The 25,140-nt window shown below is 56.5% G+C and carries 23 protein-coding genes and 1 tRNA gene; 10 read left to right on the plus strand and 14 right to left on the minus strand.

From position 1 onward, the window contains the following. Positions 1 to 30: 30 nt before the first annotated feature. Positions 31 to 525 carry a hypothetical protein gene (locus IPM59_07975; protein ID MBK9215525.1) on the plus strand — a complete coding sequence of 165 codons (495 nt, stop codon included), beginning with the start codon at positions 31 to 33 and terminating at the stop codon, positions 523 to 525. Between the two features lie 60 nt (positions 526 to 585). Further along, positions 586 to 3,096, plus strand: a complete 2,511-nt coding sequence (locus IPM59_07980; protein MBK9215526.1) for an LPS-assembly protein LptD — start codon at positions 586 to 588, stop codon at positions 3,094 to 3,096. Between the two features lie 18 nt (positions 3,097 to 3,114). On the opposite strand, the gene IPM59_07985 is transcribed toward IPM59_07980, so the two are convergent. Continuing rightward, on the minus strand, positions 3,115 to 4,077 hold the full coding sequence (locus IPM59_07985) for a branched-chain amino acid transaminase (protein MBK9215527.1): 963 nt from the start codon (positions 4,075 to 4,077) through the stop codon (positions 3,115 to 3,117). Between the two features lie 130 nt (positions 4,078 to 4,207). Further along, positions 4,208 to 6,838: a PD40 domain-containing protein gene (locus IPM59_07990; GenBank protein ID MBK9215528.1), complete on the minus strand. Its 2,631-nt coding sequence runs from the start codon at positions 6,836 to 6,838 to the stop codon at positions 4,208 to 4,210. Between the two features lie 210 nt (positions 6,839 to 7,048). Here IPM59_07990 and lpxB point away from each other — a divergent pair, with 210 nt between their 5' ends. Then, positions 7,049 to 8,221: a lipid-A-disaccharide synthase gene (gene lpxB, locus IPM59_07995; GenBank protein MBK9215529.1), complete on the plus strand. Its 1,173-nt coding sequence runs from the start codon at positions 7,049 to 7,051 to the stop codon at positions 8,219 to 8,221. Here lpxB and lpxD read toward each other — a convergent pair. From lpxD to pdhA, 8 genes are read right to left on the minus strand one after another with little or no spacing between them, the layout of a single operon-like run. After that, positions 8,193 to 9,215 carry a UDP-3-O-(3-hydroxymyristoyl)glucosamine N-acyltransferase gene (lpxD, locus tag IPM59_08000; protein ID MBK9215530.1) on the minus strand — a complete coding sequence of 341 codons (1,023 nt, stop codon included), beginning with the start codon at positions 9,213 to 9,215 and terminating at the stop codon, positions 8,193 to 8,195. The two genes, lpxB and lpxD, sit on opposite strands and share 29 nt — an antisense overlap. A gap of 43 nt (positions 9,216 to 9,258) precedes the next feature. Beyond that, positions 9,259 to 9,540, minus strand: coding sequence for an STAS domain-containing protein (locus IPM59_08005; protein ID MBK9215531.1), 282 nt, complete (start codon positions 9,538 to 9,540; stop codon positions 9,259 to 9,261). Continuing rightward, the gene (locus IPM59_08010) at positions 9,506 to 10,477 is read right to left on the minus strand and encodes a DMT family transporter (protein MBK9215532.1); all 972 of its coding nucleotides are present in this window, start codon (positions 10,475 to 10,477) and stop codon (positions 9,506 to 9,508) included. The genes IPM59_08005 and IPM59_08010 overlap by 35 nt, the downstream gene beginning before the upstream one ends. Continuing rightward, on the minus strand, positions 10,474 to 11,790 hold the full coding sequence (locus tag IPM59_08015; GenBank protein ID MBK9215533.1) for a pyruvate dehydrogenase complex dihydrolipoamide acetyltransferase: 1,317 nt from the start codon (positions 11,788 to 11,790) through the stop codon (positions 10,474 to 10,476). Before IPM59_08015 ends, IPM59_08010 begins: the two co-directional genes overlap by 4 nt. 37 nt (positions 11,791 to 11,827) lie before the next feature. Next, complete coding sequence (locus IPM59_08020; GenBank protein MBK9215534.1) at positions 11,828 to 12,811, minus strand: pyruvate dehydrogenase complex E1 component subunit beta; 984 nt, start codon at positions 12,809 to 12,811, stop codon at positions 11,828 to 11,830. Position 12,812: 1 nt separating this feature from the next. Beyond that, a complete protein-coding gene (locus tag IPM59_08025) occupies positions 12,813 to 13,175 on the minus strand; it encodes a DUF2442 domain-containing protein (protein MBK9215535.1) in 363 nt (120 codons plus the stop codon). Between the two features lie 5 nt (positions 13,176 to 13,180). Continuing rightward, complete coding sequence (locus IPM59_08030; protein ID MBK9215536.1) at positions 13,181 to 13,441, minus strand: DUF4160 domain-containing protein; 261 nt, start codon at positions 13,439 to 13,441, stop codon at positions 13,181 to 13,183. Positions 13,442 to 13,446: 5 nt separating this feature from the next. After that, a complete protein-coding gene (gene pdhA / locus IPM59_08035) occupies positions 13,447 to 14,376 on the minus strand; it encodes a pyruvate dehydrogenase (acetyl-transferring) E1 component subunit alpha (GenBank protein ID MBK9215537.1) in 930 nt (309 codons plus the stop codon). A gap of 502 nt (positions 14,377 to 14,878) precedes the next feature. On the opposite strand from pdhA, the gene IPM59_08040 reads away from it, so the two are divergent. The 4 genes from IPM59_08040 to IPM59_08055 are packed head-to-tail and all read left to right on the plus strand — an operon-like array spanning position 14,879 to position 19,963. Beyond that, a complete protein-coding gene (locus IPM59_08040) occupies positions 14,879 to 16,777 on the plus strand; it encodes a thioredoxin family protein (protein ID MBK9215538.1) in 1,899 nt (632 codons plus the stop codon). Positions 16,778 to 16,804: 27 nt separating this feature from the next. Beyond that, complete coding sequence (locus tag IPM59_08045) at positions 16,805 to 17,881, plus strand: hypothetical protein (protein ID MBK9215539.1); 1,077 nt, start codon at positions 16,805 to 16,807, stop codon at positions 17,879 to 17,881. 24 nt (positions 17,882 to 17,905) lie between these two features. Beyond that, positions 17,906 to 18,466, plus strand: a complete 561-nt coding sequence (locus IPM59_08050) for a cysteine dioxygenase family protein (protein MBK9215540.1) — start codon at positions 17,906 to 17,908, stop codon at positions 18,464 to 18,466. Beyond that, entirely contained in the window at positions 18,467 to 19,963 is a 1,497-nt protein-coding gene (locus tag IPM59_08055) for a glycosyltransferase family 39 protein (protein ID MBK9215541.1), read from the plus strand. Positions 19,964 to 19,966: 3 nt separating this feature from the next. Here the strand turns inward: IPM59_08055 and IPM59_08060 are convergent, their stop codons facing one another. From IPM59_08060 to IPM59_08070, 3 genes are all read right to left on the minus strand, one after another. Beyond that, a complete protein-coding gene (locus IPM59_08060) occupies positions 19,967 to 21,367 on the minus strand; it encodes a cysteine--tRNA ligase (GenBank protein ID MBK9215542.1) in 1,401 nt (466 codons plus the stop codon). Between the two features lie 100 nt (positions 21,368 to 21,467). After that, positions 21,468 to 21,899: a hypothetical protein gene (locus IPM59_08065; GenBank protein ID MBK9215543.1), complete on the minus strand. Its 432-nt coding sequence runs from the start codon at positions 21,897 to 21,899 to the stop codon at positions 21,468 to 21,470. Positions 21,900 to 21,982: 83 nt separating this feature from the next. Next, the gene (locus IPM59_08070) at positions 21,983 to 22,546 is read right to left on the minus strand and encodes an HNH endonuclease (protein MBK9215544.1); all 564 of its coding nucleotides are present in this window, start codon (positions 22,544 to 22,546) and stop codon (positions 21,983 to 21,985) included. Positions 22,547 to 22,652: 106 nt separating this feature from the next. Here IPM59_08070 and IPM59_08075 point away from each other — a divergent pair, with 106 nt between their 5' ends. Then, positions 22,653 to 23,450, plus strand: coding sequence for a phosphatase PAP2 family protein (locus IPM59_08075; protein MBK9215545.1), 798 nt, complete (start codon positions 22,653 to 22,655; stop codon positions 23,448 to 23,450). Here IPM59_08075 and thiL read toward each other — a convergent pair whose 3' ends face one another. Next, the gene (gene thiL / locus IPM59_08080; GenBank protein ID MBK9215546.1) at positions 23,451 to 24,410 is read right to left on the minus strand and encodes a thiamine-phosphate kinase; all 960 of its coding nucleotides are present in this window, start codon (positions 24,408 to 24,410) and stop codon (positions 23,451 to 23,453) included. It abuts the gene before it with no gap. Between the two features lie 78 nt (positions 24,411 to 24,488). Here thiL and IPM59_08085 point away from each other — a divergent pair, with 78 nt between their 5' ends. Both IPM59_08085 and IPM59_08090 read left to right on the plus strand, forming a co-directional pair. Next, on the plus strand, positions 24,489 to 24,962 hold the full coding sequence (locus tag IPM59_08085) for a MerR family transcriptional regulator (GenBank protein MBK9215547.1): 474 nt from the start codon (positions 24,489 to 24,491) through the stop codon (positions 24,960 to 24,962). A 69-nt stretch (positions 24,963 to 25,031) separates the two neighbouring features. After that, positions 25,032 to 25,108, plus strand: a tRNA-Pro gene (locus IPM59_08090). Positions 25,109 to 25,140 lie beyond the last annotated feature (32 nt).

Here is a 25,140-nt window from a genome sequence, read left to right on the forward strand (position 1 = left end):
GGATTTATGTAAGGTGAATCTATCTCGATCGTGTTCAAACTCTGGGCTATTTTATCACTTTTTGCTGTTTGTGCCGTTCTGTCGGGCTGTGTTGCCGGCTCCGACGAGAAGGCGAACTCGCGCCCGCCGTCGGGTGTCGGAACCGGAAATGAGAACGCGGCTGCTCCTAAAACAAATGTTGAGGAATTGGGCCTGCTTGTCAACGTCCCATATGAGGCGGAGGACGTCGTGTGGAAAGAGTCGGTTTCGACAAAGAAGCTAGTGGCCGTGCTTCTATTTTCGAAGGAAACGGCGAACCGCGTGGTCGCTGACGCCGAGGCCCACGGCCGGGGCCAGCCAGCCACGCTTTCTGTCGAGACATGGTTTCCCGAAGAGTTGATCGCTCAGAGCGAAATGAGCGGTGACGCCGCCATCCGCGGCACAGCGTACCCTGCGAATGCCTTCTTCAGCGACAGATACAACAGCGGCCGCATTACGAGAGTCGAGGGCGGTGAGCATTTCGTCCTCGAGGTCTCGGCCCAATAAGATGCGGTTTCACGCCGCTGCGAGCTTCGTGTTAGCATCGGTATTTATCTTGTTGATCCAATGCGGTTTATAAGAACATTGGGGCCTATTCTCGTGATCCTGGCCGTATGCCTGACGGCTTGGGCGCAGGAGACAAACCCGGTCGAACGGCAGATCTCGAATCCGATCACTGACACACCAAATATCAATCCGATCTCGGCAGAACAAAGTATTGCCGCACCGAAGCCCAAAAGGCCGACGGTAGAACCTGAGGGCGGTGATGGTGAGGTCGTGGTCTATTCTGAACGCCAAACGGTCGAAGGCGATAAGGGAAAGCGGATCGTGCGTCATTCGGGGAATGTTGATCTGAGATACGGCATCTATCGGCTGCAGGCTGATGAACTGACGATCTATGAGGCGGAGAATCGCGTCGTGGCCCGCGGCAGTGTGGTCTTTGATCAGGGTAATGATCAGCGTATTACGGGGGCGACCGCAATCTGGAACTACAAGACAAAGCTCGGCTCATTTGAGGATTCGACCGGATTTACAAACCAAACGAACGACGGCACGGTGATCTACTTTACCGCGGCAAGGGTCGAACGGGTCAGCCTAGACGAGATCGTCGTCACGAAGGGGAAGTTCACCGCCTGTGAAGAAGCCGTACCGAAATGGAGCTTTACGGCGGAGCGTGCTCGGATCAGGACAAACGACAAGATCAAACTTCGCAGCGTAAAGTTTCGTGTCAAGGACGTGCCGCTGCTGCTGTTGCCCTTTGCATCGATACCGATCAAGGAAAGGGACCGCAGTTCGGGATTTCTCACACCGGCAGGTGGATATTCGAGCAGGAAGGGCGTGAAGCTGTCGGGCGCATACTACCTGACACTCGGCCGGTCGGCGGATGTGACATTGCGTGCCGACATTTTTTCGAAACGCGGCGTCGGGTATGGGGCAGATGTCCGGACGCGGGCAAATTCCCGGTCGTATCTGAATTTTGGCTTCTATGCGGTCAAAGACCGTCTCTTTGGCCCAAAAGCGGATGCACAGCATCCCGACCAGGGAGGTTCGCTCCTATATGCCGAGGGCGTTCACTACTTCCCGAATGGTTTTACGGCGTCGGCGGACGTTAGGCTGACGTCGAGTCTCGCTTTCCGGCAGGAGTTTGCCGAGGGCATTCAGCAGATAATTTCTCCGATAGAGGTGTCGCAGGTTTTTGTTAACAAAAGCTGGAACGACTATACGCTGAATTTTCTGGCCCGGAGCCAGGTGATCTCGATCCCGAATGTTCGCGAAAAGACGCGCAATTTACCGAGTGTGCACCTTGAGAAACGTCCGACGATGCCATCATTTTTGAAGGGGCTCTATTTCTCATATAAGGCGGCTCTCGAGGGTGTATCGCGGCGAGAAGAGGTGACCGATCTTGCACTTTACCGCTCGATGACCGGGACCGACCCGGTGGTTTCGCCTTCGCTCGTGCAGCGTCTTGATATTTACCCGCAGGTCACGCTGCCGCTGCAGACGAAATATTTCAATTTTACGGCTACCGGTTCGGCGAGGGTTACCTACTATTCGAATTCGTTCAATGATATGCGCCAGGTCGTGAGCCGTGACGTGATACGCAAATACGGCGAATTCGCTTTCGACATTCGACCGGTCGCACTTGCCAAGAACTATTACGGCAAAGACAACGCCTTCAAGTTTCGTCATGTGATCGAACCCTATGTGACGTATCGACTCGTGCGAGGTGTCAACAATTTTCACCGCGTCATCCGCTTTGACTACGTTGACACGATCGCAAACACGAACGAAGTTGAGTATGGGGTCATAAATCGTTTTTACACAAGGAGATACGGTGAGGCGGTAACGCCGGCAGCACAGCGGCAGCAGTTGAGGCAGCCTAACACGACGGGCGAGAGATCGGCGGATGTGCAGCCCTATGAGGTCCTGACGCTGACGGTCCGCGGAAAATACTACTTTGATGACACCTTTGGTGGTGCCCTTATTCCGGGCCGCAGAAACCAGATCGAACCGATCACGGCGTTGAGCTTCTATACATTTGGCGGCGTGCCCCGACGGCTGTCGCCGCTAGCGATCGACCTGAATTACCGGCCGCGCAGGACCATTTTTGCCAATACTCGAATGGACGTCGGCCTGAATGGAGACGGGATAAGGGCCATTTCAGCAACAATCGGCGTGGAACGGCCGCTGATCAAGCTTTTTCAGACGTTTTACTACACGCGTGCAGTAACACTGATGCCATCGCTCGCCCAGTATGCGGGGCCGGGCGGAAAAGAACCGGGCACACTGCGCGGTTCGCAGTGGAGCCCGTCGGTCTTTGTCGGAAACCGCGACCGAGGCTTCTTTGGCGGTACGTCATTCTTCTTCGACTTTCAGAACCGCCGTGCCTCGCGCCAGTCACCAATGGTCAGTTCCCTGGCAACCATCGGCTATGCCTACGACTGCTGCTCACTCGTCCTGCAATACTACACATTTAATATCGGCGTGCGAAAAGAGAATCGCCTCATCTTCAGCTTCCGCCTGAACGGCCTCGGAAGCCTGGGCACCGAGCTGCCCGGCGGGGTTCTGGGGCGATAGGCCGGATCGCGGGACTATCTAGGCATTAGCCGTTTTTTTTTCATCAGTGTTGATGAAGGTCAGCCATGCCTGCTCATTCGGGGCCGGCCGGTCGGCGGCGAGGATCCGGAAGAATTCGTCCTGAATAGCTGCGGTCATCTCACCGCGTTTGCCTGAGCCGACGGTGATCTTGTCGACCGAACGGATCGGCGTGATCTCGGCGGCGGTGCCGGTGAAGAATAGCTCGTCGGCAAGATAGAGGGCCGATCGCTGAACCTGGGATTCGACGATCTCGATACCCATTTCACGAGCGATCTGGATGACCGAATCGCGTGTGATGCCGGGCAGTATCGAGGCTCCAAGCGGCGGCGTGATGAGCCGTCCGCCGTTGACCAAGAAGATGTTCTCGCCCGACCCCTCGGACACATAACCACGGTCATCGAGGGCGATACCTTCGCTGTAGCCGCCGAGCAGGGCCTCCATCTTGATGAGCTGCGAATTCATATAATTCGCCCCGGCCTTGGCCATAGCGGGCATCGAATTTGACGTTATGCGAGTCCAACTCGACACGCAGACGTCAATGCCGGCATCGAGCGCCTCTTCGCCGAGATACTTGCCCCACTGCCAGACGGCGATGTAGGAATCGATCGGGTTGGGGAACGGGTTGACGCCGAATGCCGGCTTATCTTCATCCAGCCCGCGCATGATGAGCGGGCGGATATAGCAGTGTTCGAGGCCGCTGTCGCGGATAAGCTCGACGGTAGCGTCGCAAAACTCCTGCCGGCTGAACTTAGAGTCCATACGGTAGATCTTTGCCGAGTTAATGAGCCGCTGCATATGCTCGGTAAGGCGAAAAACGGCCGATCCCTTGCTCGTCTCATAGCAGCGAATGCCCTCGAACACGCTGGAGCCGTAATTGACGACGTGCGACATCACGTGAATTCGCGCGTCATTCCAAGCAATAAGCTCACCATTCTTCCAAACCTTAGGTGCGATCTTCATTGTGCTGACGTCTTTTTCGGACATAATGATCAGAAGAGCCTCCAGGCGCAACTAAACTGCGAAACAGCTGCACGTTCTCGAAAAATAAGAGGTCTTACTGCCATTCAGTATATCACGGCGGGTGATGCAGTTACAGGATAGACACACGCGGGGCCGTGTCCTCAAGCCGAGAGCTATAGACGATCGTGCCGAAGGTGGTGAATACGACGACAGGCTGGTCTCCGGCATGGTCGAGAGAGGCCGGAAGCTCAAAATCGAGAGTATATATCCCGGGCTCGACCAGGACAGGCACCGATCTGAGCGCAATGCCGCCAATATTGGTGCCGCCGATCTTGACGATCAGCCCTGTTGTGTGCGGGACAACGCCGGTAAGATAGAGGCGCAGGACGCTTGGGACGAGGCGATTGCCCTTGCGTCTGATCGTCCGCACTGAAAACGGCTCGGTCGTAAATACGGTATTGGTGACGTTAAAGAGTCTAGCCCGTCCACCGGGCGCGGGGATCAATTCGACATTAAAGATATCGGGCCTCGCAGGAACGACGGTGACGGTCGTTTTCATCTGAACGCCGTTATTGTTGATCACGAGCGGATAGGTCGTGCCATCAGCATCGGGCAACAGGCCTGCGGGAGCGACAAACTCGATGCGACGACGATCGACGTATTTCAGGCCACATGCCACGCCGTTGATCGTCATACTTAAACCGCTCAACTCGATAGGCAGGTTAAAACTGCGCAAGATCGACCCGGTTGCACTGCGGGCAACGGTGGGCGGAGAAATACCCGATTGATAATTCAGCACCGCGAGCATGCCGGCGGAGATGCCGTGAACGGCCGGCGGCGTGACCGGCGTAGGTGTCGGGACCGGCGTAGGCGAGCCCGTCGGGCTAGCCGTCGGTGTTGGGCTCGGTGTTGGCGTTGGGCTAGGCGTCGGTGATCCTGTCGGGGTCGGACTGGCAGTCGGGCTCGGCAGGGCCGTCTGCGATACCGGCATGCCGCTGGCACCGGTCGCCAGATCGACCGTCACAGGAGTGCCGGTGTTGACGTTCGGCTGCAGGAAATAGAACACCTCTGACTGCAGATCGACATTGCCCGTTCCCAACTCTGAGAGTGAGAAATTGAAGGCCATGCGTTTGATCGAATCACCGGTCAGCATCTGTGTCGAGCCAATGAACAGCCCGGCGCGAGGGAAGTTAGCGAGTCGCGTGAATGTCGCGTCGGCCGCGGGAACATTCAGCGGATACGAGTAGATCTGTGCCGGGCGAGACGGATCGGGATTAAGGCCATCAGCCGCCGTTGTCGGAATGGTACCGTCGGCTCGGATGTTCAAGCGCGTTTCGAGGACCAACAATGCAGGCGTACCCGCTCCATTGTATTCGGTGAATGCCGGATAGCGCTGAATGTCGCCACCCGTGGCGGCCGAATCGGCGTCGCTTCGAAGCCCGATCTGGCGGATGCTGTTGGCGGCAGCATCGTAGAGGAATGTCGCAAAACCGGGCAAATTTGCGCCGTTTGGCGACGTTCCGAGGTCGGCATACGAATCGAACGCAATAAAGCGCCCGTCCCGACTCATACGCCGTCCAAAGTCATACAGGTTAACAGGGTCGCCCGGGTTTGTCGGCGTCGTCGTGGTCACTTGCCGGCCGCCTGTCGGGACGCCGTTCACAAGGTCGGCGTAAAATATCTCTTCGTTACGGCTCGACTCAGGATTGCTGCCGGTATCAAAATTCGTGGTGCTATTCGGATCGTCGATCGGATCGTCGGCCGTGCTGGCGAATGCCACACGCGAACCGTTGCCCGAGATAGTAGGGAACTTACTGTAGATCGGGTTGACGATCGGCCCTCTCGGGGTTTTGGTCACCTGATTGGTCTGGGCGCTGGCTCGGACGTAAGTAAATATCTCATCATTGTCCTCGGCCGGAAATGGATTACCCACTGCCGGCACGAGATCCCTTGTCGAACCGAATGCTATCATCTCGCCGTTATCAGTGATCGACACGTCATGATTGTCGTCGGCAATGAACGGCCCGGTCGTTGGAGTACCCGGACGAGGCAATTGGCTGGGCAAAGTATTCGTAACGCGAGTAAAGGTACCGCCGGCAAGCTCGGCCCTTGGTATCTCGTCACCGGTCGACAGGTCGGCCACGGCAGCGTAGGCGGGAATCTCATAGAGCCATATCTCGAGGTTGCCGTCCTGAGCCAACGGATTAGGTGCCGGTGTCGGCGTAGCCGTTGGTGTCGGGCTGGCGGTCGGCGTGGCTGACGGCGTCGCGACCGGAGTCGCTGTAGGTGACGGGGTCGGTGTGGGCGAGGTATACACGTTTCCGTCAAAGGAGCCGGGATTTGTTGCGTCGGGCACCGACGGTGTCGACGCGGTCGCATTCGAACTGAACGCGATCCAGCGGCCATCCGCACTTATGACCGGACGAGTGTTTGATATCTCGACGCGAATATTAAAAAATTCGGGCGGCTTGGTCGTGTCAAAAAGCACACTCTTTGTATCCGTGATCTGATAGATACGGCGCTGGGCATAGTCAAACAGGAATATCTCGGTATTGTTGTCGGCGTTTCGCGGGTTTTCAGTCGCGATGTTGCCTCTCGATTCAAAGACAATAAATCGGCCGTCGCCGCTTATCGCCCCCGCAAACGATTCTGCCGGTGAATTCGACACCTGGCCGATCACAGACTCGGTCTGGCCGAGCGCGATGTGGGCGCCCGCCGCCAGGCTGAGGAAAACCAATAGAAGATTGCGGAAAAACGTCACAGAGAACTCCTCCAACTCAAACCCGATCGTCACGTGGCGATCAAAAGTCAACGAATGACCCAAAATACTCAATTTTAGGCGTCCGGCGATGGTTGTGCAACCACCTGACCCGTGAAAAGCGTCGCTCTACACAAACTTGGAGGTTAGATGCGGCCGGAATGCGGCCGGTTGTCGTTTTTGCCTTGTTCTGTATCCTAAGTATGGAGAAGCGTGCAGACACCCACCAATATCATGATGGTTGCAGGCGAAGCCTCAGGCGACTTGCTCGGGGCAAAGCTAGCGGCTGAGCTTCGAGCCTTATTCGACGATGGCGATCTGCGGCTGTTTGGCTGCTCGGGCCCGCGAATGCGGGCTGCCGGTGTCGAGGCCGTGGTCGCTGCCGACGATCTGTCGGTAGTGGGCCTAGCTGAGATCGGACGCTCGCTTCCAGTCTTTCTCAGGGCAATGGGAAAACTGCGCGCGGTTGCGGCGGATAGACGGCCTGACGTCGTCGTGCTCATTGACTTTCCTGAGTTTAACCTCAAGCTTGCTCGGCACCTTAAGAAGCAAGGGGCCAAGGTCGTTTACTACGTCTCGCCTCAGTTGTGGGCATGGCGAAAATACCGCTTGGCATTCATCGACCGCTACGTCGATCTGCTTCTCAGCATCCTTCCATTTGAGAGGGCGTGGTATGCGGCGCACGGCGTGCATCATGTTGAGTATGTAGGCAATCCGCACATTCGCGAGGTCCACCCATCGGTGGACAAGCACGAACTTTGCACGAAGCTGGAGGTGGATCCTACGCGGCCGATCATCGCGCTATTGCCCGGGAGCCGGGAACGGGAGATAGCCCGTATCCTTCCGACTATGCTGGCGTCGACGTTACTTGTCTCAGCCGCCGCCCCCGATACGACCTATGTGGTCTGCGCACCGAACGAGCGGGCCGCCGAACATTGCCGCCGGATACTCGACGGGGCTGACACGGGCGGCGGTATCCGATTGGTTACGGATCGAACATACGACGTATTGGCCGCGGCGGATGCGGGGGCCGTTACCAGCGGGACGGCAACGCTCGAAGCAGCGATATTGAATCTCCCGATGGTCGTGGTCTATAAGACATCGCGACTGAATTACGGCCTGCTCAGGCCGCTTATCGACGTCCCACATTTTGCTCTGATAAATCTGGTTGCCGGTCAACGACTCGTCACAGAACTCATTCAGGACGACTTCACGCCAAGCCATCTCGCGGATGAATTGACGGAACTGCTGCAAAATGATCGGAATCACGCCGTCCGGGCCGATCTAAGTGCTGCCGTCGAGAGACTCGGACACGGCGGCGCATCAAAGCGCGCTGCCGAGCTAATCCGAAAACTGATCAGCCCAACCGATCCCTCAGAGCGGTAAGCAGTTCTTCGAGGGCTTTGACCCTTTCACTTAGCCGAGAGAGGCCTTTGACGCGGGCGTTTTGGCGTTTGTATTCGTCGAGCGGCTGAATGGGCGTGCCCCACCAGATGCCGGGCCGGACGATCTTGCCGGGAAGGACGCCTGCCTGTGAGCCAATAACGGCCCCACTTTTGACGAGGGCGTGGTCTCCGATGCCGACCTGACCGCCGATAACGCAATCATCCTCGATGATCGTGCTGCCTGAGATCCCTGTTTGGGCCGCGATCACAACACGCTTGCCGATCCGGACGTTATGGGCAATCTGAACGAGGTTGTCGATCTTTGTTCCGTCGCCTATGCTTGTCTCACCCAGCGACCCGCGGTCGATACAGGTGTTGGCCCCGATCTCGACATCATCGCCGAGAACCACTCGGCCGATCTGCGGGAATTTGTGGTGAGTGTTTTCCTGATCCGCAACGTATCCAAAACCGTCAGCCCCAATGACGACACCGGCGTGAAGTGCCACTCTATTGCCAATTACGCAATCGTCCTCCACGACAACGTTGGCATGCAGGATGCAATCTGATCCGATCCTAACGTTGCTGCCGATCCTTACCCCGGCTGCAAGCACGCTTCGGTCGCCAATCGCTGAACCATCGCCGACGGTAACGAATGGCCCCACGAAGACACCGTCACCGATCTGTGCAGATCCGGCGACGACCGCTGACGGATGTCGTTCGGCCGCATAGCTTCTTGGTGGGCGGAGCAGGGCGGCGACCTTGGCAAAGGCAAGCTTGGGATCCGCAACCCTGATCACCGCGTCGGCCGCTGCGTCAGCGTCGCGTCCGATGAGCAGGCATGCGGCGTTACTTGCGGCCACGGTGCCCGCGGAATCGTCAACGAATGCGATCTCGCCGGCAGCGGCCCGTTCCAGGTCACTGATACGTAGTATCTCGGCCTCACCATCGCCGGTCAGTTGTCCGCCAACAAGGCGAGCGATCTCTTGCGCCTTCATGGCATCAAATGTAATTCGTTTCTGATAAAAATGTAAGGTCGGCTCATGCTCGTTCTGCCATATCGACAGCAGATTGGAGAAATACCTCGACGCCCTCGATCTTTGCCATACCGCTTCGTTCCATCTGTCTCAGGACCGACGCCGCTTCGCTGTCAAGAAAATCAAGAGCGGCAAGGTCCACGATGACCGCATTGCCGGTTTCCTCATACGTGTCGGCAACGATCCGTTGCAGCAATGCCGCGTCGTGGTAGAACATCTCACCGTCGATGCGGAGTAACACTCCTCGTCGGTCATCCAACTCGGTCTTGGTGATCTGGGTGGGCATCTTGATGATTAGATGCCTGAAACCGCAAAAAAGCAACCTCGCGCCCGCTTGTCGATGATCTCTTACTGACCAGATACACGCCGGCAAATATGAGCGCGGCGGAGCCAATGAAGGCGAGGCCGAGGTGCTCACCGAGATACATTACGGCCAGAACAAACCCGATCAATGGCTGCAGGTAAACGAATACGGCAACCGTCGAAGGGTTGACCTTGGAGAGTGCCCACGCGTTCAGCAGATACGGGCCGGCTGTCGCCCCGATACCGATATAGACACTGATCAGCCAGATCGACGCCGGCACGGCTGCAACGTCGATCGTTGAGAGCGACCAGAGGCCAAGCGGGACGCAGACAATGCTCGCGAAGATAAAGACCCACATCATCGAACGGAAGGTCCCGTTTCGCGTGATGGCATCCTTTGACGTGGCGACGTATACACCGTACGCAAAGCAATTGATAATGATGAATAGATCGCCGATCGTCGTTTGAGATGAGAAGGATGCGCGTCGCGGATCGATCAGGATGACGGCGCCGACAGCGGCCAGCGCGATCCCGGCGACCTTGCTCGCCGTTAAGCGTTCGCTCCCAATGAGGGCGCCGATGGCCAGAGTGAAGACCGGGATCATCACCGCGAGCAGGGAAGTGTTTGCCGCGGAAGTAAGCGAGAGGCCGCCGATAAAGAACAGCTGGTTGAGCACGACGCCGAAGAGGCTGAGCAATGCGAAACGGCCATAATCTCGCTTTTCCTTGAGCCAAACGCGGCCTCGAAACGCTTGAATGACAAACAGTATGATCGCTGTGATCGCCGTGCGGATGCCGACGAGTGCTATCGGCGGTAAGACGGTCAGGACGACCTTGCCGATGACGGGCAGCGAGCCAAAGAGCAGCTGGGCCGGGAGCAGGGCGAGGACGGCAGACGGTGGTCGGGCTTCTTCTCTCAAGCCGACATCATCCCGGGCTGTTCGAGCATTTGCCTGAACGTCTGGAGGAACTTCGCACCGGTCGCACCGTCGACGACGCGATGGTCGCAGGACATCGTGACGTTCATGATGCTGCGGATGACGATCTCGCCGTCGCGAACGACGGGTGTCGATTGTGCGCTGCCGACGGCGAGTATGCCGGCCTCGGGCGGATTGATGATCGCGGTGAACTCCTTGATGCCGAACATACCGAGGTTTGAGATCGAGAAGGTCGCGCCGGTGTAATCCTCAGGCTGGAGCTTTTTGGCCTTGGCCTTCGCGGCCAGGTCCTTGATCTCGGCAGATATTTCCAGGAAACCTTTACGGTTCGCGCCGCGGATGACCGGTGTTATCAAACCCTCGTCTATCGCGACCGCGACGCCGATATCGGCCTGGTCGTAGAAACGGATCGTCTTGTCCTGATACGACGAGTTGGCGAATGGATGCCTTACCAATGCCATCGCTGCCGCCTTCACGATGATGTCGTTGACGCTGATCTTTTGATCTTCGCTGATGGTCGAATTGACCTGCTTTCGCAATGCGAGCGTGGCGTCCATTTCGATCTCGAGAGTGAGATAGAAGGTCGGGATCGGCCCTATGGACTCAGCCAGACGGCTCGCGATGACACGGCGCATTTGCGAGGTCGGTTCTTCGCGATAGGCGGCGGCTCCGACTTGAGTGGACGGAGCAAACGGTCTTTGGTCTTCGGCCTTTGGCCTTTGAATTCCCCCTGCGAGGGCTGTCTCGATATCGCGCTTGATGATGCGGCCGTTCGGGCCGGTGCCGGTCACAGTGCGCAGGTCGAGGTTGTTTTCGGCGGCCATTCGGGCAGCGATGGGCGAGACGATGAGGCGGCCGTTAGCGGGCGAGGCCTGTTGAGTTGGTGCGGTGCCGGGCACACTCGCTACCGGTCGTGTTTCTGCCTGTGCGGCGATTGCCGCGCGTTCCGGCTGAAGTTCCTTCCCGTCGGCTCCATTGCCACCTGCTGACGCAGGCGGTTCTGCCTTGGCTACGCCGAGAGCCGCTGTTTCGGACAGCAGCTCCGCGATGTCTTCGCCCTTTTGGCCCGTGATGGCGATTGCTTCGCCGAGGGCCGCGGTGTCGCCGGCTTGTTTTAGGATCTTGAGCAAGGTGCCGCCGGTGAGGGCGGTCATCTCCATTGTCGCTTTGTCGGTATCGACCTCAGCGAGCGTTTCGCCGGCCTCGTAGGTGTCGCCTTCGTTCTTGACCCAACGGGCGATCTGACCCTCTTCCATCGTGGGCGAAAGCTTTGGCATTAGAAATTTTTCAGCCATATAGTCAGAACCACCTGCGGTAGCGGGTGGTTAAACGTCACAAGTAACAAACTTCCTTCACAGCCGCCACTATCTTCTCAACGCTAGGCAGCGCCGCAGCTTCGAGGTTTTTGGCGTATGGCATTGGAGCCTCGGCGGTCGAGATACGCTTGATCGGGGCGTCGAGATGGTCGAATGCGTGATCCATGACCTGATAACTGATCTCGGCGCCCACGGACGCGAATTCGTGCGATTCCTCGGCGATGACGAGGCGGTTCGTCTTGCGGATAGACGCAACTATCGTGTCGATGTCGAGCGGCTTGATCGTTCGCGGGTCGATGACCTCGCACGATACGTCAAATTCGCTTTGGATCTGTTCGGCGGCCTGCAGCGCAAGGGGCACGGTCATCGAACGAGCGACTATGGTGCAATCTTTGCCCTCTCGTTTGACGTCGGCGACACCGAGTGGGATCGTGAAATCCTCATCCTCGGGGACCTCGCCCTTAAGCCCGTACATACGTTCCTGCTCCATGAAGATCACAGGGTTATCGTCGCGGATCGCGGATTTCAACAGGCCCTTTGCATCGGCAGCAGTCGATGGCATTACGACCTTAAGCCCGGGAAAATTAGCGTACATGCCCTCAAGCGCCTGAGAATGCTGCGATGAGACCTGAAAAGCTGAGCCGTTTGGCCCGCGGAAGACGATCGGGATGTTAAAGAGGCCGCCGGACATATACAGCATCTTTGCCGCATGATTGATGATCTGATCGGCGGCGAGGATCGAGAAGTTCCACGTCATGAACTCGATCACCGGCCGCACACCGGCCATCGCGGCGCCGACGCCGATGGCGGCAAAGCCGAGCTCAGTGATCGGCGTATCGACAACGCGCTTGTCACCGAATTCCTTCCACAGCCCGCGGGTCACCTTATACGCGCCGTCATATTCGGCGACCTCCTCGCCCATGACAAAGACGTTCTCGTCCCGGATTATCTCTTCTCGAAGGGCCTGATTAAGGGCGTCGCGGATGGTCAATACTGCCATATTACTGAATTGTTGACTCTGATCCTGTCAGCGTTCCGCAAGGTAACCGTCGAGCGCCTCCGCTTTGTTCCGCCCGAAGTGTTTCTAGGGTTGAGACAACCACATCATCTTCCTCAGTCCATTGAGGGATTAGCCCATGATAGAGGACATAAGGATCGATATCCGCACCATTCTTCCAACTAATGGTCGGGCTATCCCCTACGGAAAATTCTAGGAAAGCTGAGCGATCATTGCGGAGTGGTTCAAATATCGGTCCCCGCAGATATGGCTCCAGATCAATGTCCTTTTTTGTGCCGTCGGAGAACTCAAACCCTACCACAAAATCTTCTATAGCTGTGGCTGCTATCACTCTTATCGGTTTCATACTATCTATTCGAGCGGGGCTATCCCTTTAAGCTCTTGATTCTTTCGTGCCGCCAACCAGTTTTCCATTAGTTCTTGCCGATGTAGATCGGCCCATTCCAACACCATATTGTGAACTCGGCGTGGCAGCTGACCTCGATATACGTTCAGGGTCATGATCTCGATCAGTTCCTCGTACTCACCATACTCCGCATGAAAATGCGGCGGGGCATGGTCATCAAAATACATGTAGATCAAAATGCCAAAGAATCGACTAATCAACGGCATAACGATCACACAAGCACATCAGTCATCAATTCACTCTCATCCGGCAGCGGGCTCTCGTCAGCAAATTTGACCGCACGCTCGACGGCGTCGGCTACCTGCCCCTCAATTTGCTCGAAATCCTTATCGGTCAAAATCTTAGCCTCCTTGAGGCTGGCTTTGAAGAGTGTGATCGGGTCGCGTTCCTGATATTTTGCGATCTCGTCACGGGTCCGATAGTTGCCGGGATCGGACATTGAGTGGCCCATGTAGCGATACGAGCGGACCTCGAGCAAGGTCGGCAGGCTCTCGTTCCGGGCGCGTTCGATCGCTCGTCGCGTCGCGCCGCGGACGGCCATCACGTCCATTCCATCCACGAACTCATTGGCCATCTCGAACGATTCGGACTTTCGAGCAATGCTTCGGGCGGACATAGCGCGTTTTTGCGACGTGCCCATTCCGTACTGGTTGTTCTCACAAATGTAAATGATCGGCAGCCGCCAGAGCTGGGCCATATTGAGCGATTCGTGAAAGATGCCCTGGTTGACCGCCGCCTCGCCAAAGAAGCACAGCGTAACCTGCTTTGTTCCTTTGTATTTAGCGGCGTATGCCATTCCGGTGCCTACGCCGATCTGACCACCGACGATGCCGTGGCCGCCGTAGAACTCATGCTCTTTTGAGAACATGTGCATCGAGCCGCCCTTGCCCTTAACACAGCCGCCGGCCTTGCCGTAAAGCTCGGCCATTACGCTCTCGGGTGACATTCCCTTGATCATCGCCTGCACGTGGTCGCGATACGACGTGATAACCATGTCGGTCGGCTCAAGCATCATCATAGAGCCGACGCCGATGGCCTCCTGGCCGATGTAGAGATGGCAAAATCCACCGATCTTGCCCATTCGATAGACCTCGGCACACTTTTCCTCAAAGCGGCGGCCGAGCACCATCTGATAGAGCATCTCGCGAAGGACCGTCTTGTCGGTCTTCTTGATCGCAGCAAGCTGGGCCTCTTTGCGATCCTTGTACTCCGCTATCGCGAGTTCGACGTCAACAAAATCGCCATTACCGGCGCCGTTCGCCGACCCTTTTGCCGTTTTGGCTGACTGTTTTTGGCGGGTTGCTGTTTTGGGCAAGCTCGATTCCTCCGTGACTAGCGAAAATACAATATTATAGGTGACGCTCGGTTAAACTGCAAAAATCTACGCGCTCTCATGTGACTCTCCGTTCCGCTTCTGTTCCGCCTCTGTTCCACCCCTAGGCGGAACGCTGTAACTGATGACTTTATTAGAGTTACAGCCGTATTTTGAGTGCGTTCCACGGATCTCGCGCAAAAAACGAACTTGTTGTCTCCAGCGTTGCATTGATGCAAGAATGTAGCACAATCAGCCTCAAAAGTCAAGAAAGATCCGATGCGCACGCGGGATCTAACCGTGAAATGTTATATTTTCCTTTTAGTCGCCGATGAGAAAACTGTTCCCGCGGATACTGATACTACTCACACTTTCGACGTCGGTCCTCGGCCAAGACGATCCGACGAGGTGGAGCCTGTCGTCAGATGCTAAGAGTGGAGCGCTCAAGGCCGGTGAGGCGATCCGGGCGGACCTAAAGGTCGTTCTCGACACGGGATGGAAGCTCTACGCTACGGACCAGCCGCCGGGCGGGCCGTATGCGACCAAGATCACGGCTGCCGAGGGCAGGCCATTTGAGGTCAACGGCAGCGTTGAATCGCCGAAGCCGACCGTCAAGCCGGATCCGTTGTTTGTCGGCCTCGACGGCAAAGCCTTAGTAACAAAGTACTTCACTGAGAGCGCAAACTTCAGGGTCCCGTTGCGGGCAACGGCGGACACGACCTCCGCTGACGTGGCAATTGACGTCCGTTTTCAGGTCTGCAACGACACGATCTGTCTTCCGGCCCGCACGGTTCGCGTTTCGGCGGCCGGGGCTGAGGTCGTCAAGAGCATTTTTGGCGCCCCGCAGGGAGCAGCCAGCCCGACGCCGGCAATATCAAACAACGAGCTGCGGACCACAAGCAACCAACAGCCCACCGAGCTCTGGCCGTTCATTTGGCTGGCGATCACATTGGGCGCGTTATCGCTGCTGACGCCGTGCGTGTTTCCGATGATCCCGATCACGGTGTCGTATTTTACGAACCATGCCGCGGGGAACCGAGCAAGGTCTGTCAAGCTTGCTCTGATCTACTCGCTCGGGATCATAGCGACATTTACGCTGCTCGGCATGCTGCTCGCGGTCTTTGTCGGGGCGGCCGGAATCAATCTCTTTGCCGCGAATCCGTGGATCAATCTGCTGATCACGGCGATCTTTCTGTTTTTTGCCTTTAATCTGTTTGGTGCCTACGAGATAACGATACCCACCAGCATTTTGACGAAACTCGACAGCCTCACGCGGAGCAAAGAGGGCGAGGGCAGCGGCGTCGTCGGAGCTCTCTTGATGGGCCTTACGTTTACGCTGACATCATTTACGTGTACGTCGCCGTTTGTGGGCACGATCCTCGTGTCTGCGTCGCAGGGCGAATGGCAGATGCCTTTGGTCGGAATGCTGGCGTTCTCGAGCATTTTTGCGCTGCCGTTCTTTGTGCTCGCGCTCGCTCCGCAACTCGTCTCGCACATGCCCCGTGCCGGCGGCTGGATGAACTCGGTCAAGGTTGCGATGGGCTTTCTTGAGGTTGCCGCGGCGATGAAATTCATCTCGAACGTCGATCTGGTATGGAAATGGGGAATCTTCACCCGTGACGTCGTGCTTGCCGTCTGGATCGCGATCGGGGTCGTTCTGGCCCTGTATCTATTGGGCAAATTTCAGTTGTCGCACGACTCGAAGCCCGAACGGCTCGGTGCCCTGCGAATGTTTTCCGCCGTGGTTACGCTGGCGGTGACATTCTATCTGCTCACGGGTCTTTTTGGTGCAAGGCTCGGTGAACTCGAATCATTCCTGCCGCCGGAGCTGGGCAACTCATCCTCGCGGCCGCTCGGCGCGGGCCAGGATGAGCCGAAATGGATGGTCAATGATTATGAGGGCGCTCTCGCCAAGGCAATGGCCGAGAATAAGTCCGTCCTTGTCGATTTTACGGGCTATACATGCACCAACTGCCGCTGGATGGAGGCCAATATCTTTCCGAAGAAAGAGGTCGCGGCCGAGCTTAAGAAGTTTATTCTGGTCCAGCTCTACACGGACGGCGAAGGTGAGGTCTACGAGCGACAGCAGCGGATGGAGCAGGACATGTTCGGCACCGTGGCATTGCCATTCTATGCGATCATGAGCGGCGACGGCCGCCCGGTCGCGACATTCGCGGGATTGACGAGGAACGCAGACGAGTTTGTTGAGTTCCTAAAGAAAGGGCAATAGAATAGGCGAGCTACGTTAGAAATCTCGATGCAGCGAACTCTTTGTGTTCTTAGCATTCTGATCTGCGCGATGGCGGCCCGCGCGCAGATCGGCATTTCGGCCCTTGATGTGATGGGCGACAGCATCTCAAAGGGCTTTAACGCATCGAGCGCATCGCCATGCTCGAACGGCGATCAGGAAAACTACAACTGGCTGACGAGCGATACGCACGGTGTGAACCTGTGCGCGGCCGGCAGCGAGAATGTATTCAGCGTTTTTGAGCGGATGGAATGTTACCGCTCGGCACAATTGACCGCGCCGAATGCCAATCATGCCTTCTCCGGTGCGACCCTGGTCCGCGATCTCGTAATGCAAGCGGGAAATGTAAAGGCGTACCTCCAATCGATCCCGGCCCAGCGAATGGCGGTCGTGTTTATCGGGCACAACGATAGTTGTTCTGGAACGATCGCAAAAACGAACGCGTCGTGTTCGAACTCGGACCTTGACCCGGCGAACTACTGTCGCACACGGCCGGACGCTTTTGAGAGGGAACTCCGCAAGGGGCTCGACATACTCATCACGACCGGCGATACACGTATCGCAGTCGTCGCCCCGGTGCGTGTGTCGCAATTGTGCAATTTCGGCGGCAAATCGAACTGTCAGCTCGGCGGATCGTGTTCTCTGCTATGGTCGCTAGTCAATATCTGCGGTTCGCTGACGCGGGGCTGCTCGTCGACCCGAGTCATCGACACCTACAACACGATGAGCCGGTATCGGGATATCTTAAGGAGCGTCACGGCGGAGTACGAGGCGATCGCGGTCGGAGATGCGTCGCCGACAGTGATGATCGGCGGAGCAACGGTCGGGGGAGCGATCAAGGCCGCGGGGACGACGTTTGGCTATTCTGACGCTGCGTGGTTCTATCGATTCAAGGCGGACCAGTTGTCGTGCTGTGACTGTTTTCACCCGTCGGCGTCGGGTCAGGATACACTCGCACGGTTATTAAGTGCGGGCCTGACATGCTCGCGGACAAACCCGTGCTGCCGCGATACGGGCGATCCACTGAACGACGGTAAATGCCTGACGACGAACCGCAAGGCAACCTACTATCGCGGCTTGTTTTAGATTCTGTTACAATCGCTTGCATAAATGGTCAAGATCGAACATCTGATCGCGGGCTTAAGAGAGATCCCGGACGTGAGTTTTACCTGCGATGAGGTGTATCAGTACCTCGCCGATAATCCGCTCGAGGTTGATTCGATCACACACTATTTCTTCTGGAGCCCGGATTTTTATACGCGGAACCTTATCTATCGAGACGACCGGTTTGAGATGCTGGCGATATGCTGGGAACGCGGCCAGGCATCAACGATCCACGACCACGCGGGACAGAAATGCTGGATGACTGTGCCGGTTGGGCGTCTTCGCGGACAGAATTTTGCGGTCGAGGAGATGGATCCGTCTCGCAGCTATTGCCGGCTGCGGGAAACCAACAGCTTCGAACTGTCGGACTGCATGGCCGCAAAGGTCGAGCTCGAGGAGCCCATTCACCAGATACTTAATCTGGCCGAATACGACGAGCGTGCCGTCAGCATCCACATCTATTCCAGGCCATACTCGAGCTGTCTGTCATTCTGCCCCGACACGCACACATTCAAGGAAGTCCAACTGGGCTACGCAAGCATCGACGGTAAACTCTGCACGGCGTAAATGGCTGAGTCGCGCATCTTTCGCTTCGTCGTTCTGACGTTGCTGGTCGCGGCCTACGTCGCGGCGCGGCTGTGGGGGCTGACGGACGCGTGTTTGTGGTTTGACGAGATCTTCAGCGTGCATGCCGCCGAACACGGTTGGGGCGAGATAATGAATTTCGTCGCCCTCGACCTGATCCATCCGCCGCTCTTCTACGTCTTATTAAAACTCTGGATCGCCGCGGGCGGCGAGAGCTTGCTGTGGCTGCGACTGTTTCCGGTTTTCTGGTCAGTTATCGCCATCTATCCATTTTTGCGCCTATGCGGCGAACTGAAGGTCGGCAAATGGACACGCCTCCTGGCTTTGTTCCTCTTCGCCGTCAACGGCTCGCTGATCAAGTATTCGCAGGAAGTACGGATGTACGCTCCGCTGATGTGCCTGTCGCTGTTCTCGATGTGGCTGTTTGCGAGGTATTTTGTCAAGGGTAAGAGCTTCGTGCCGCTGGTCATCGTCAACGTGCTGATGATCTACACGCACTACTTTGGCTGGTTCGTGGTCGTGAGCGAGGTGCTTCTTATCGTGTGGTTCCAGCGGATCAAATGGCGGCGGATCGTTGCGATGCTCGGGGTTACATTCGTCGCTTTTGTGCCGTGGCTGGCCGCGGTGATGATGGCGGCAAGCCGCGGGTCCGCACTATCACAGAACATCGGCTGGATGCCGCGGCCCGGCATTGCGCAGATCGGTAAATTTGTGCTCGACCTCGTCGAGCCCTTCTATGCTCAGACGAGCACGGCAGAGCCGGGATCTATTTATTCGTTGTCGCTGCCTGTCTTGGCGATCCTGATCGTGGCGAGCACGGTATTATCAGGGGCGATCCTTAAGCGGACGGCGAGAGATGAGACCTACGTTCTGCTTTTCTTCATCAAGATTCCTGTATGGCTCTGCCTCGTCGCGAGTTGGCTGCTGCCGTATTCGATATGGGGAACACGGCATTTGATCATTGTCTTTGCACCGCTGTGCATATTTTTTGGAGTTGCGATCGCGTCGCTCACGGATAAACGCCTAAAGGCCGCCTCTGTGACGCTTCTACTTCTATTCTCCTGCTATGCCGGCGTGTTGCACGGCAAGCGGGCAACGCCCGTCAATTCATGGTGCTCGTGGGAGCAGCTTACGGCATCGACCGGAAATGTGCCGGTCTATGCGACGGAAGATCTGATCGCATATCATGCGTGGTTTGCACGCCGGGGCGGCCAGAACGCGAGGGTCTATAAGCTTATGGGCATCGAAGGAGTGAGTGAGGACAATGCCTATTTCTTACCGCGTGGATTCGATGGCGTTGAGGTGGCTGAGTTCGAGATGTTGAACGAGGCAAAGCTGTGGCTCGCATTCCGCTCGCCGTTGATCTCGGAGAGCGAGCCGCCGCTCAGGCAGTTCCTTGTTCGCGGTTATCGGATCACGGAACGGCGGAGCATAAGGTCGGACCGTGAGACGGCGGCATTATATCTGTTGGAAAAGTGAACGCTACCTTCGCTTCCACCTGACGCCGTCTTTTGTGTCCTCGAGGATGATACCGCGATCCACCAGTTCGTCACGGATCTCGTCGGAACGGGCAAAATCGCGGTTGTGGCGGGCTTGTTGACGTTCCTCTATAAGGGCCTCGATGTCGGCATCGAGTAGTCGATTTTCCTCAGGGCCGAAGATCCCAAGGACGGCATCGAATTTAGCGATGGCATCAAGAACGGCTGTTTGCTCATCCGTCGTCAGGCCGCCCGAAGCTATGGCCGTGTTTACCTCGCGGACCATGTCGTGCACAGCGGCCAAAGCTGCCGCCGTATTGAAGTCGTCGTCCATGGCGGCTTCAAAGTCCGCCAAGGCTTTGTTTACAGCTTTTAATGCCCCGCCACCTGAACTATTCGCTATTCTCAAATCTGAAATTATGGATCTGAAGCTGCGGAGCCGTTCCACCGTCGATTCCGCGCCCTGCAAGCCCTCAAACGTAAAATTCAACTGTTTGCGATAGGGAACCGAGAGCAGAACGTAGCGGATCGCGAGGGCGGAGTAGCCCTGTTCACGCAGGTCCCGGAATGTGAAGAAATTTCCCTTTGATTTCGACATCGTGACGTCGTCGATCTTTAGGAACTCACTGTGGATCCAGTATTTAGCGAACAGTTTGCCGGTCGCGCCTTCGCTCTGGGCGATCTCGTTCTCGTGATGCGGGAATTGCAGGTCCTGGCCGCCGGCGTGAATGTCGAATGTCTCGCCAAGGTACTTCATCGACATTGCCGAACACTCGATATGCCAGCCCGGGCGGCCGCGGCCGAATGGCGCGTCCCAGCCGGGTTCGTCAGTTGGGCCGACGAGTTTCCACAGGGCAAAATCGCGGGCGTCCTCTTTATCGTATTTGTCGGTATCAACGCGTTCGGAGCCGCCGGCGATGTTGCCCTCGAAACTGATCTTTGACAGCTTGCCGTACTCGGGAAACGCCGCGATGCGGTAGTAGATCGAACCGTCCGATTCGTAAGCGTGGCCATTTGCGAGCAGTGTTGAGATGATGTTGATCATCTCCGGAATATGCTCGGTCGCCCGCGGCATTATCTCAGGCCGCTCATTACCCAACGCGTCAAAATCCTCGAGAAAATACTGCGTATAGGGCGCCGTGAACTCGTTAATGCTGATATTCCGCGCAGCCGCCTCGTTGATGATCCTGTCGTCGATATCGGTCAGGTTCATCACGTGCATCAGCTCGTAGCCCTTGAACTTCAGATACCGCCGCAGAATGTCGCCAAAAACAAACGTGCGAAAATTGCCTATATGTGCAAAATTCCACACCGTCGGCCCGCAGATATAAAGCCGCACCTTGCCGTCCTCAAGCGGCTGAAAGTCCTCGACCTGTCTGGATAATGTATTGAAAAATCTAAGCATTACGATACTCAGTTATGATAAACGATACTCTTCGGAATAAGTGAAAAGGCAAAAGTAAAACGTGATAAGTTCGGACTTTTCACTTAACACTTATCCCTAATCACTTATTCCCGATCTGATCGTCCAGATCTCCATCTACAAACTTCTCCCGGGCCTCGTCAGAAAACAAGAACTCCCGACTGTAAAACCGCATCGGATAGTCCTTGTCGTAATTCGCCACAAGCTCGTTGGCTTTGTCCAAGAGCGACGCACCGTTCTTTGCGGCGTTAAAGTCCGCCACGGTGCGCATCCAGAAGACCGTCAGCGTTTCGTGATACGGCATTTCCTTGGTCAGATCGACCTCGAACGCACCCAGAAGTTTGAAAATGCCGGTGCGCATCTTATCGGTCGCCGTCTCGATGTCGTGCAGCGTGAGGTAATGCAGCGCGACGGTCAGGTGTTCGGCGTGTTTCCACGCGTCGCGCCCTATCGTCGCGTCCTCAAAGCCTCGAACGACCTCGGCTATTTCTTCCTCATTTTTGAATCTCATCATTTTCTCCAAATATTCTAAAACACAAAAAAGCGATCGCGGGTCACAGGCCCCGCGATCGCGTTTGTTCAATAACTTGTCAGCTTTTATGCTGCCATGACTGTTGCCTCCTGGTCAACATCATCCATGAACAAATACTTTCGCCACTCGGGCCGGTTCTCAGCGTAATGACAGAGCAGAACGTGGTCGAGGCCGAGACGAAGCAGTTTTTGCGACGTCAACAGCGGCATTCGCGCCTGCTCGGGCGTACGGTTGCCCTTGCGCTGGTTACACTTGACACACGCCGTCACGAGGTTCTGCGGCGTTGCTTCGCCGCCCTGTGCACGCGGGTAAATGTGGTCGAGCGTCAGGTCCTTAGCATGCTTGTGCTCGCCGCAGTACTGGCAGCGGTAGCGGTCGCGGATGTAAATTCGCGCACGCTTCATCGTCGTTTCGCGATTGTTGCGGCGAACGTGAACATAATGCCGCAGCCGAACCACCGAGGGCACCGGAAAGATGGTGGAGGGCGAATGCAGGACTTTGTCGCCGTCGTTCTCCTCAACAAAAACCGCCCCGCGAAACCACAGGCAGACAGCGCGCGCCACGCCGACCGTGCCAAGCGGCTCGTATGAGAAATTGAGGAGCAATACTCGTGAGGTCAGGACGGACATCGCAATTACGTTTTTCTCTGATGTAATGTAATATCAAAGGCGAACAAACGCAAGCGAAATCTAAGAAAGGTGCCACAGCGAAATCGTGGGTGTCAGCGTGTATCCGATGATGAGATCGATCAAAGAACTACGTGACCCAATCGGTTTTTTGATCCCTGCCTTGTTGCTTGCGGTCTCGTTTGTCACAGTCGCTCTTACGGGAACCGATCGGAGTTTGTTTCTCTGGCTGAATCAGCATTTGCAGGCGATCGGCGGCCCGGTCTTGCAATGCATCACGATCCTCGGCGATGGATTGGTCGCCATCGTGATCGCTCTGCCGTTTGTGAGATCGAGGCCCGAGATCGCGTGGAATACGCTGGTCTCGTCTCTGATCGTCCTGATCCTCGTGCAGGCCCTGAAGTATATTTTTGGTTCGGCACGGCCGTTGGAAATACTTCCGAGCGATGCATTCAGCGTTGTTGGGGTTCCGCTTCGAGCAGGGGGCTTTCCTTCGGGGCATGCTGCGACAGCATTTATGCTCGCGGGTATCCTGGCCCTCCACTTCCGGCGTCCTTGGGTCCGGATCGGCCTGATCGGTGCAGCCGTCGTGGTCGCGGCTTCTCGGATCGCGGTTGGCGTTCACTGGCCAACTGATGCCCTCGCCGGCGGCGCGATCGGCTGGTTATCTGCCGGCCTTGGGTTCCAGCTTACTAGCGGAAGTCGTTTCATTGGGCATTCAACTGCGAAGGCCGGCCTGCAAATGCTTCTTGCGGGAGGCGCAGTCTCGATGCTTCTGTACGATCATACGTCTTACCCAGTCGGATTCAGGTTCCAACAGATCATCGCCGCAGTCTGCCTGGCGATCCTTTCGCTACAGATCCTGCAGGACATCAGGTTGTTGCCGCAGCTACGGGGCTCGCGATAGTCAGAAGTGCCGAAAGCCCGTCGGCTCGATTTCTTCGATTTTCCCATTCCTGGCCAGACGATAATCATCTGAGGGATCTGTGACTTTGCCTATATGGTGAAAGCCGAGGTCTAGTGCAAGATCACAGTTTTCGGGGTCGACGGTCAGAAGGAGTTCGAAGTCCTCTCCGCCGCCTATTGCAAACTCAAGCGCCTTGGCAGAAAAATTGGGGAAGGCAAAGATAGCCGGGTCGATCGGGATAGTGTCAGCGGTAAGGAGCACGCCGGTGCCACTGGCACGGGCTAGGTGAATCAAGTCCGACGTTAGTCCGTCGCTGATGTCGAGCATTGCAGTAGGTAAAGCATATTCTGTCAACAGTTTACCTGTTGCGACATGCGGTATTGGTTGAAGTTGTCTCAGCAACAGATGTCGAGTCGTCGTTCCCGGACTTGCATCGATCCTGATGCCGTCAAGCAACATTTCGAGCCCCGCGGCAGCTCCGCCAAGAAATCCGGTGACAAAGATCAGATCGCCGGGCTGAGCGCCAGACCGGAGAACGGCCTTTCCCTTCGAAACATCACCGACCACCGTCGAATCGACGAAAAATTTGTCCGGCGAGCGCGAGATATCGCCGCCGACCAACTCGACACAGTGTTTTCCCGCCAGATCATGCCATCCCGCGTAGAATCGGTCAAGAAAGTCGGTTTTCCACAGGCGCTCGGGGACGCCGACAGAAAGAAGTGCCGATCTCGGCGTTGCACCCATCGCGGCGATGTCGGATAAAGATACGGCAAGTGCCTTGTGGCCGAGAAATTCGGGTGTCGTCCACTCGAGCCGAAAATCAATGTCCTCAACTAGCAGATCGGCTGTAATGACCATGTCTAAGGCGTCATCCATTGGCATGACAGCACAGTCGTCGCCTATGCGGCTGAGCTCGTATCGCGAGCGAATGTCATCAATAAACTTAAACTCGCTACGCATCGGATTGACACAAGTCACTTAAATACATAGAATAAGCCTCACGCTTTTACAAGAAACTTTAACACGGCATCAGCATCAATGGCACAGGAACCTGTAGTGATACCTGAGAAGATATACTTCAAGATCGGCGAGGTGTGCGAGCTTCTCGACGTTCAGGCCCATGTGCTCCGATATTGGGAGACGGAGTTTCCGATGCTCTCGCCACAAAAGAATCAATCCGGTCAGCGAAGCTACCGCCGTCGCGACGTAGAGATGGCACTAAGGATCAAGCAGCTCCTCTACAAGGAAATGTTCACCATCGCCGGCGCGCGCAAGAAGCTCCAGAGCGAGAGCCGTGACGGCAGCAGGTCGAAGACTATCGAGACCACGACGAGAACGTCTCCGGCACCCGACGCGTCGGCTCCAACACTTTTTGATTCGCTGGATGATGGCGTGGCGAATGGCGAAGCGGCACCGACAGGTTTTACCGGCAGCCAGAAGGACACGATCCGAACGATCGCGGGACACCTGCTGGAATTGAGGGAATTGCTCAAGACGAAGCCGGCGCCATAGTCCGATCAACCCAACGTGCGGCAAATTTGACAAAGATTTGCCGGAAACCTACTCTAAAATTCGACGATCCGGGACGTGGCGCAGTCTGGTAGCGCGTTCGCTTGGGGTGCGAGAGGTCGCTGGTTCAAATCCAGTCGTCCCGACCATTTGATCGAGGGCTTTGGGGTTTCCAGGCCCT

This window comes from Chloracidobacterium sp. (genome assembly GCA_016715795.1).
Lineage (GTDB): Bacteria > Acidobacteriota > Blastocatellia > Pyrinomonadales > Pyrinomonadaceae > OLB17.

Bases quoted from the DNA above. Each gene is read 5' to 3' on its own strand.
- IPM59_07980 (MBK9215526.1), top strand. From the start codon at position 586: ATGCGGTTTATAAGAACATTGGGGCCTATTCTCGTGATCCTGGCCGTA.
- IPM59_07985 (MBK9215527.1), bottom strand. From the start codon at position 4,077: ATGAAGATCGCACCTAAGGTTTGGAAGAATGGTGAGCTTATTGCTTGG.
- lpxD (MBK9215530.1), bottom strand. From the start codon at position 9,215: ATGAAGGCGCAAGAGATCGCTCGCCTTGTTGGCGGACAACTGACCGGC.
- IPM59_08005 (MBK9215531.1), bottom strand. From the start codon at position 9,540: ATGCCCACCCAGATCACCAAGACCGAGTTGGATGACCGACGAGGAGTG.
- IPM59_08015 (MBK9215533.1), bottom strand. From the start codon at position 11,790: ATGGCTGAAAAATTTCTAATGCCAAAGCTTTCGCCCACGATGGAAGAG.
- IPM59_08020 (MBK9215534.1), bottom strand. From the start codon at position 12,811: ATGGCAGTATTGACCATCCGCGACGCCCTTAATCAGGCCCTTCGAGAA.
- IPM59_08025 (MBK9215535.1), bottom strand. From the start codon at position 13,175: ATGAAACCGATAAGAGTGATAGCAGCCACAGCTATAGAAGATTTTGTG.
- IPM59_08030 (MBK9215536.1), bottom strand. From the start codon at position 13,441: ATGCCGTTGATTAGTCGATTCTTTGGCATTTTGATCTACATGTATTTT.
- pdhA (MBK9215537.1), bottom strand. From the start codon at position 14,376: ATGCTCTATCAGATGGTGCTCGGCCGCCGCTTTGAGGAAAAGTGTGCC.
- IPM59_08040 (MBK9215538.1), top strand. From the start codon at position 14,879: ATGAGAAAACTGTTCCCGCGGATACTGATACTACTCACACTTTCGACG.
- IPM59_08045 (MBK9215539.1), top strand. From the start codon at position 16,805: ATGCAGCGAACTCTTTGTGTTCTTAGCATTCTGATCTGCGCGATGGCG.
- IPM59_08050 (MBK9215540.1), top strand. From the start codon at position 17,906: ATGGTCAAGATCGAACATCTGATCGCGGGCTTAAGAGAGATCCCGGAC.
- IPM59_08055 (MBK9215541.1), top strand. From the start codon at position 18,467: ATGGCTGAGTCGCGCATCTTTCGCTTCGTCGTTCTGACGTTGCTGGTC.
- IPM59_08060 (MBK9215542.1), bottom strand. From the start codon at position 21,367: ATGCTTAGATTTTTCAATACATTATCCAGACAGGTCGAGGACTTTCAG.
- IPM59_08065 (MBK9215543.1), bottom strand. From the start codon at position 21,899: ATGATGAGATTCAAAAATGAGGAAGAAATAGCCGAGGTCGTTCGAGGC.
- IPM59_08070 (MBK9215544.1), bottom strand. From the start codon at position 22,546: ATGTCCGTCCTGACCTCACGAGTATTGCTCCTCAATTTCTCATACGAG.
- IPM59_08075 (MBK9215545.1), top strand. From the start codon at position 22,653: ATGATGAGATCGATCAAAGAACTACGTGACCCAATCGGTTTTTTGATC.
- thiL (MBK9215546.1), bottom strand. From the start codon at position 24,410: ATGCGTAGCGAGTTTAAGTTTATTGATGACATTCGCTCGCGATACGAG.
- IPM59_08085 (MBK9215547.1), top strand. From the start codon at position 24,489: ATGGCACAGGAACCTGTAGTGATACCTGAGAAGATATACTTCAAGATC.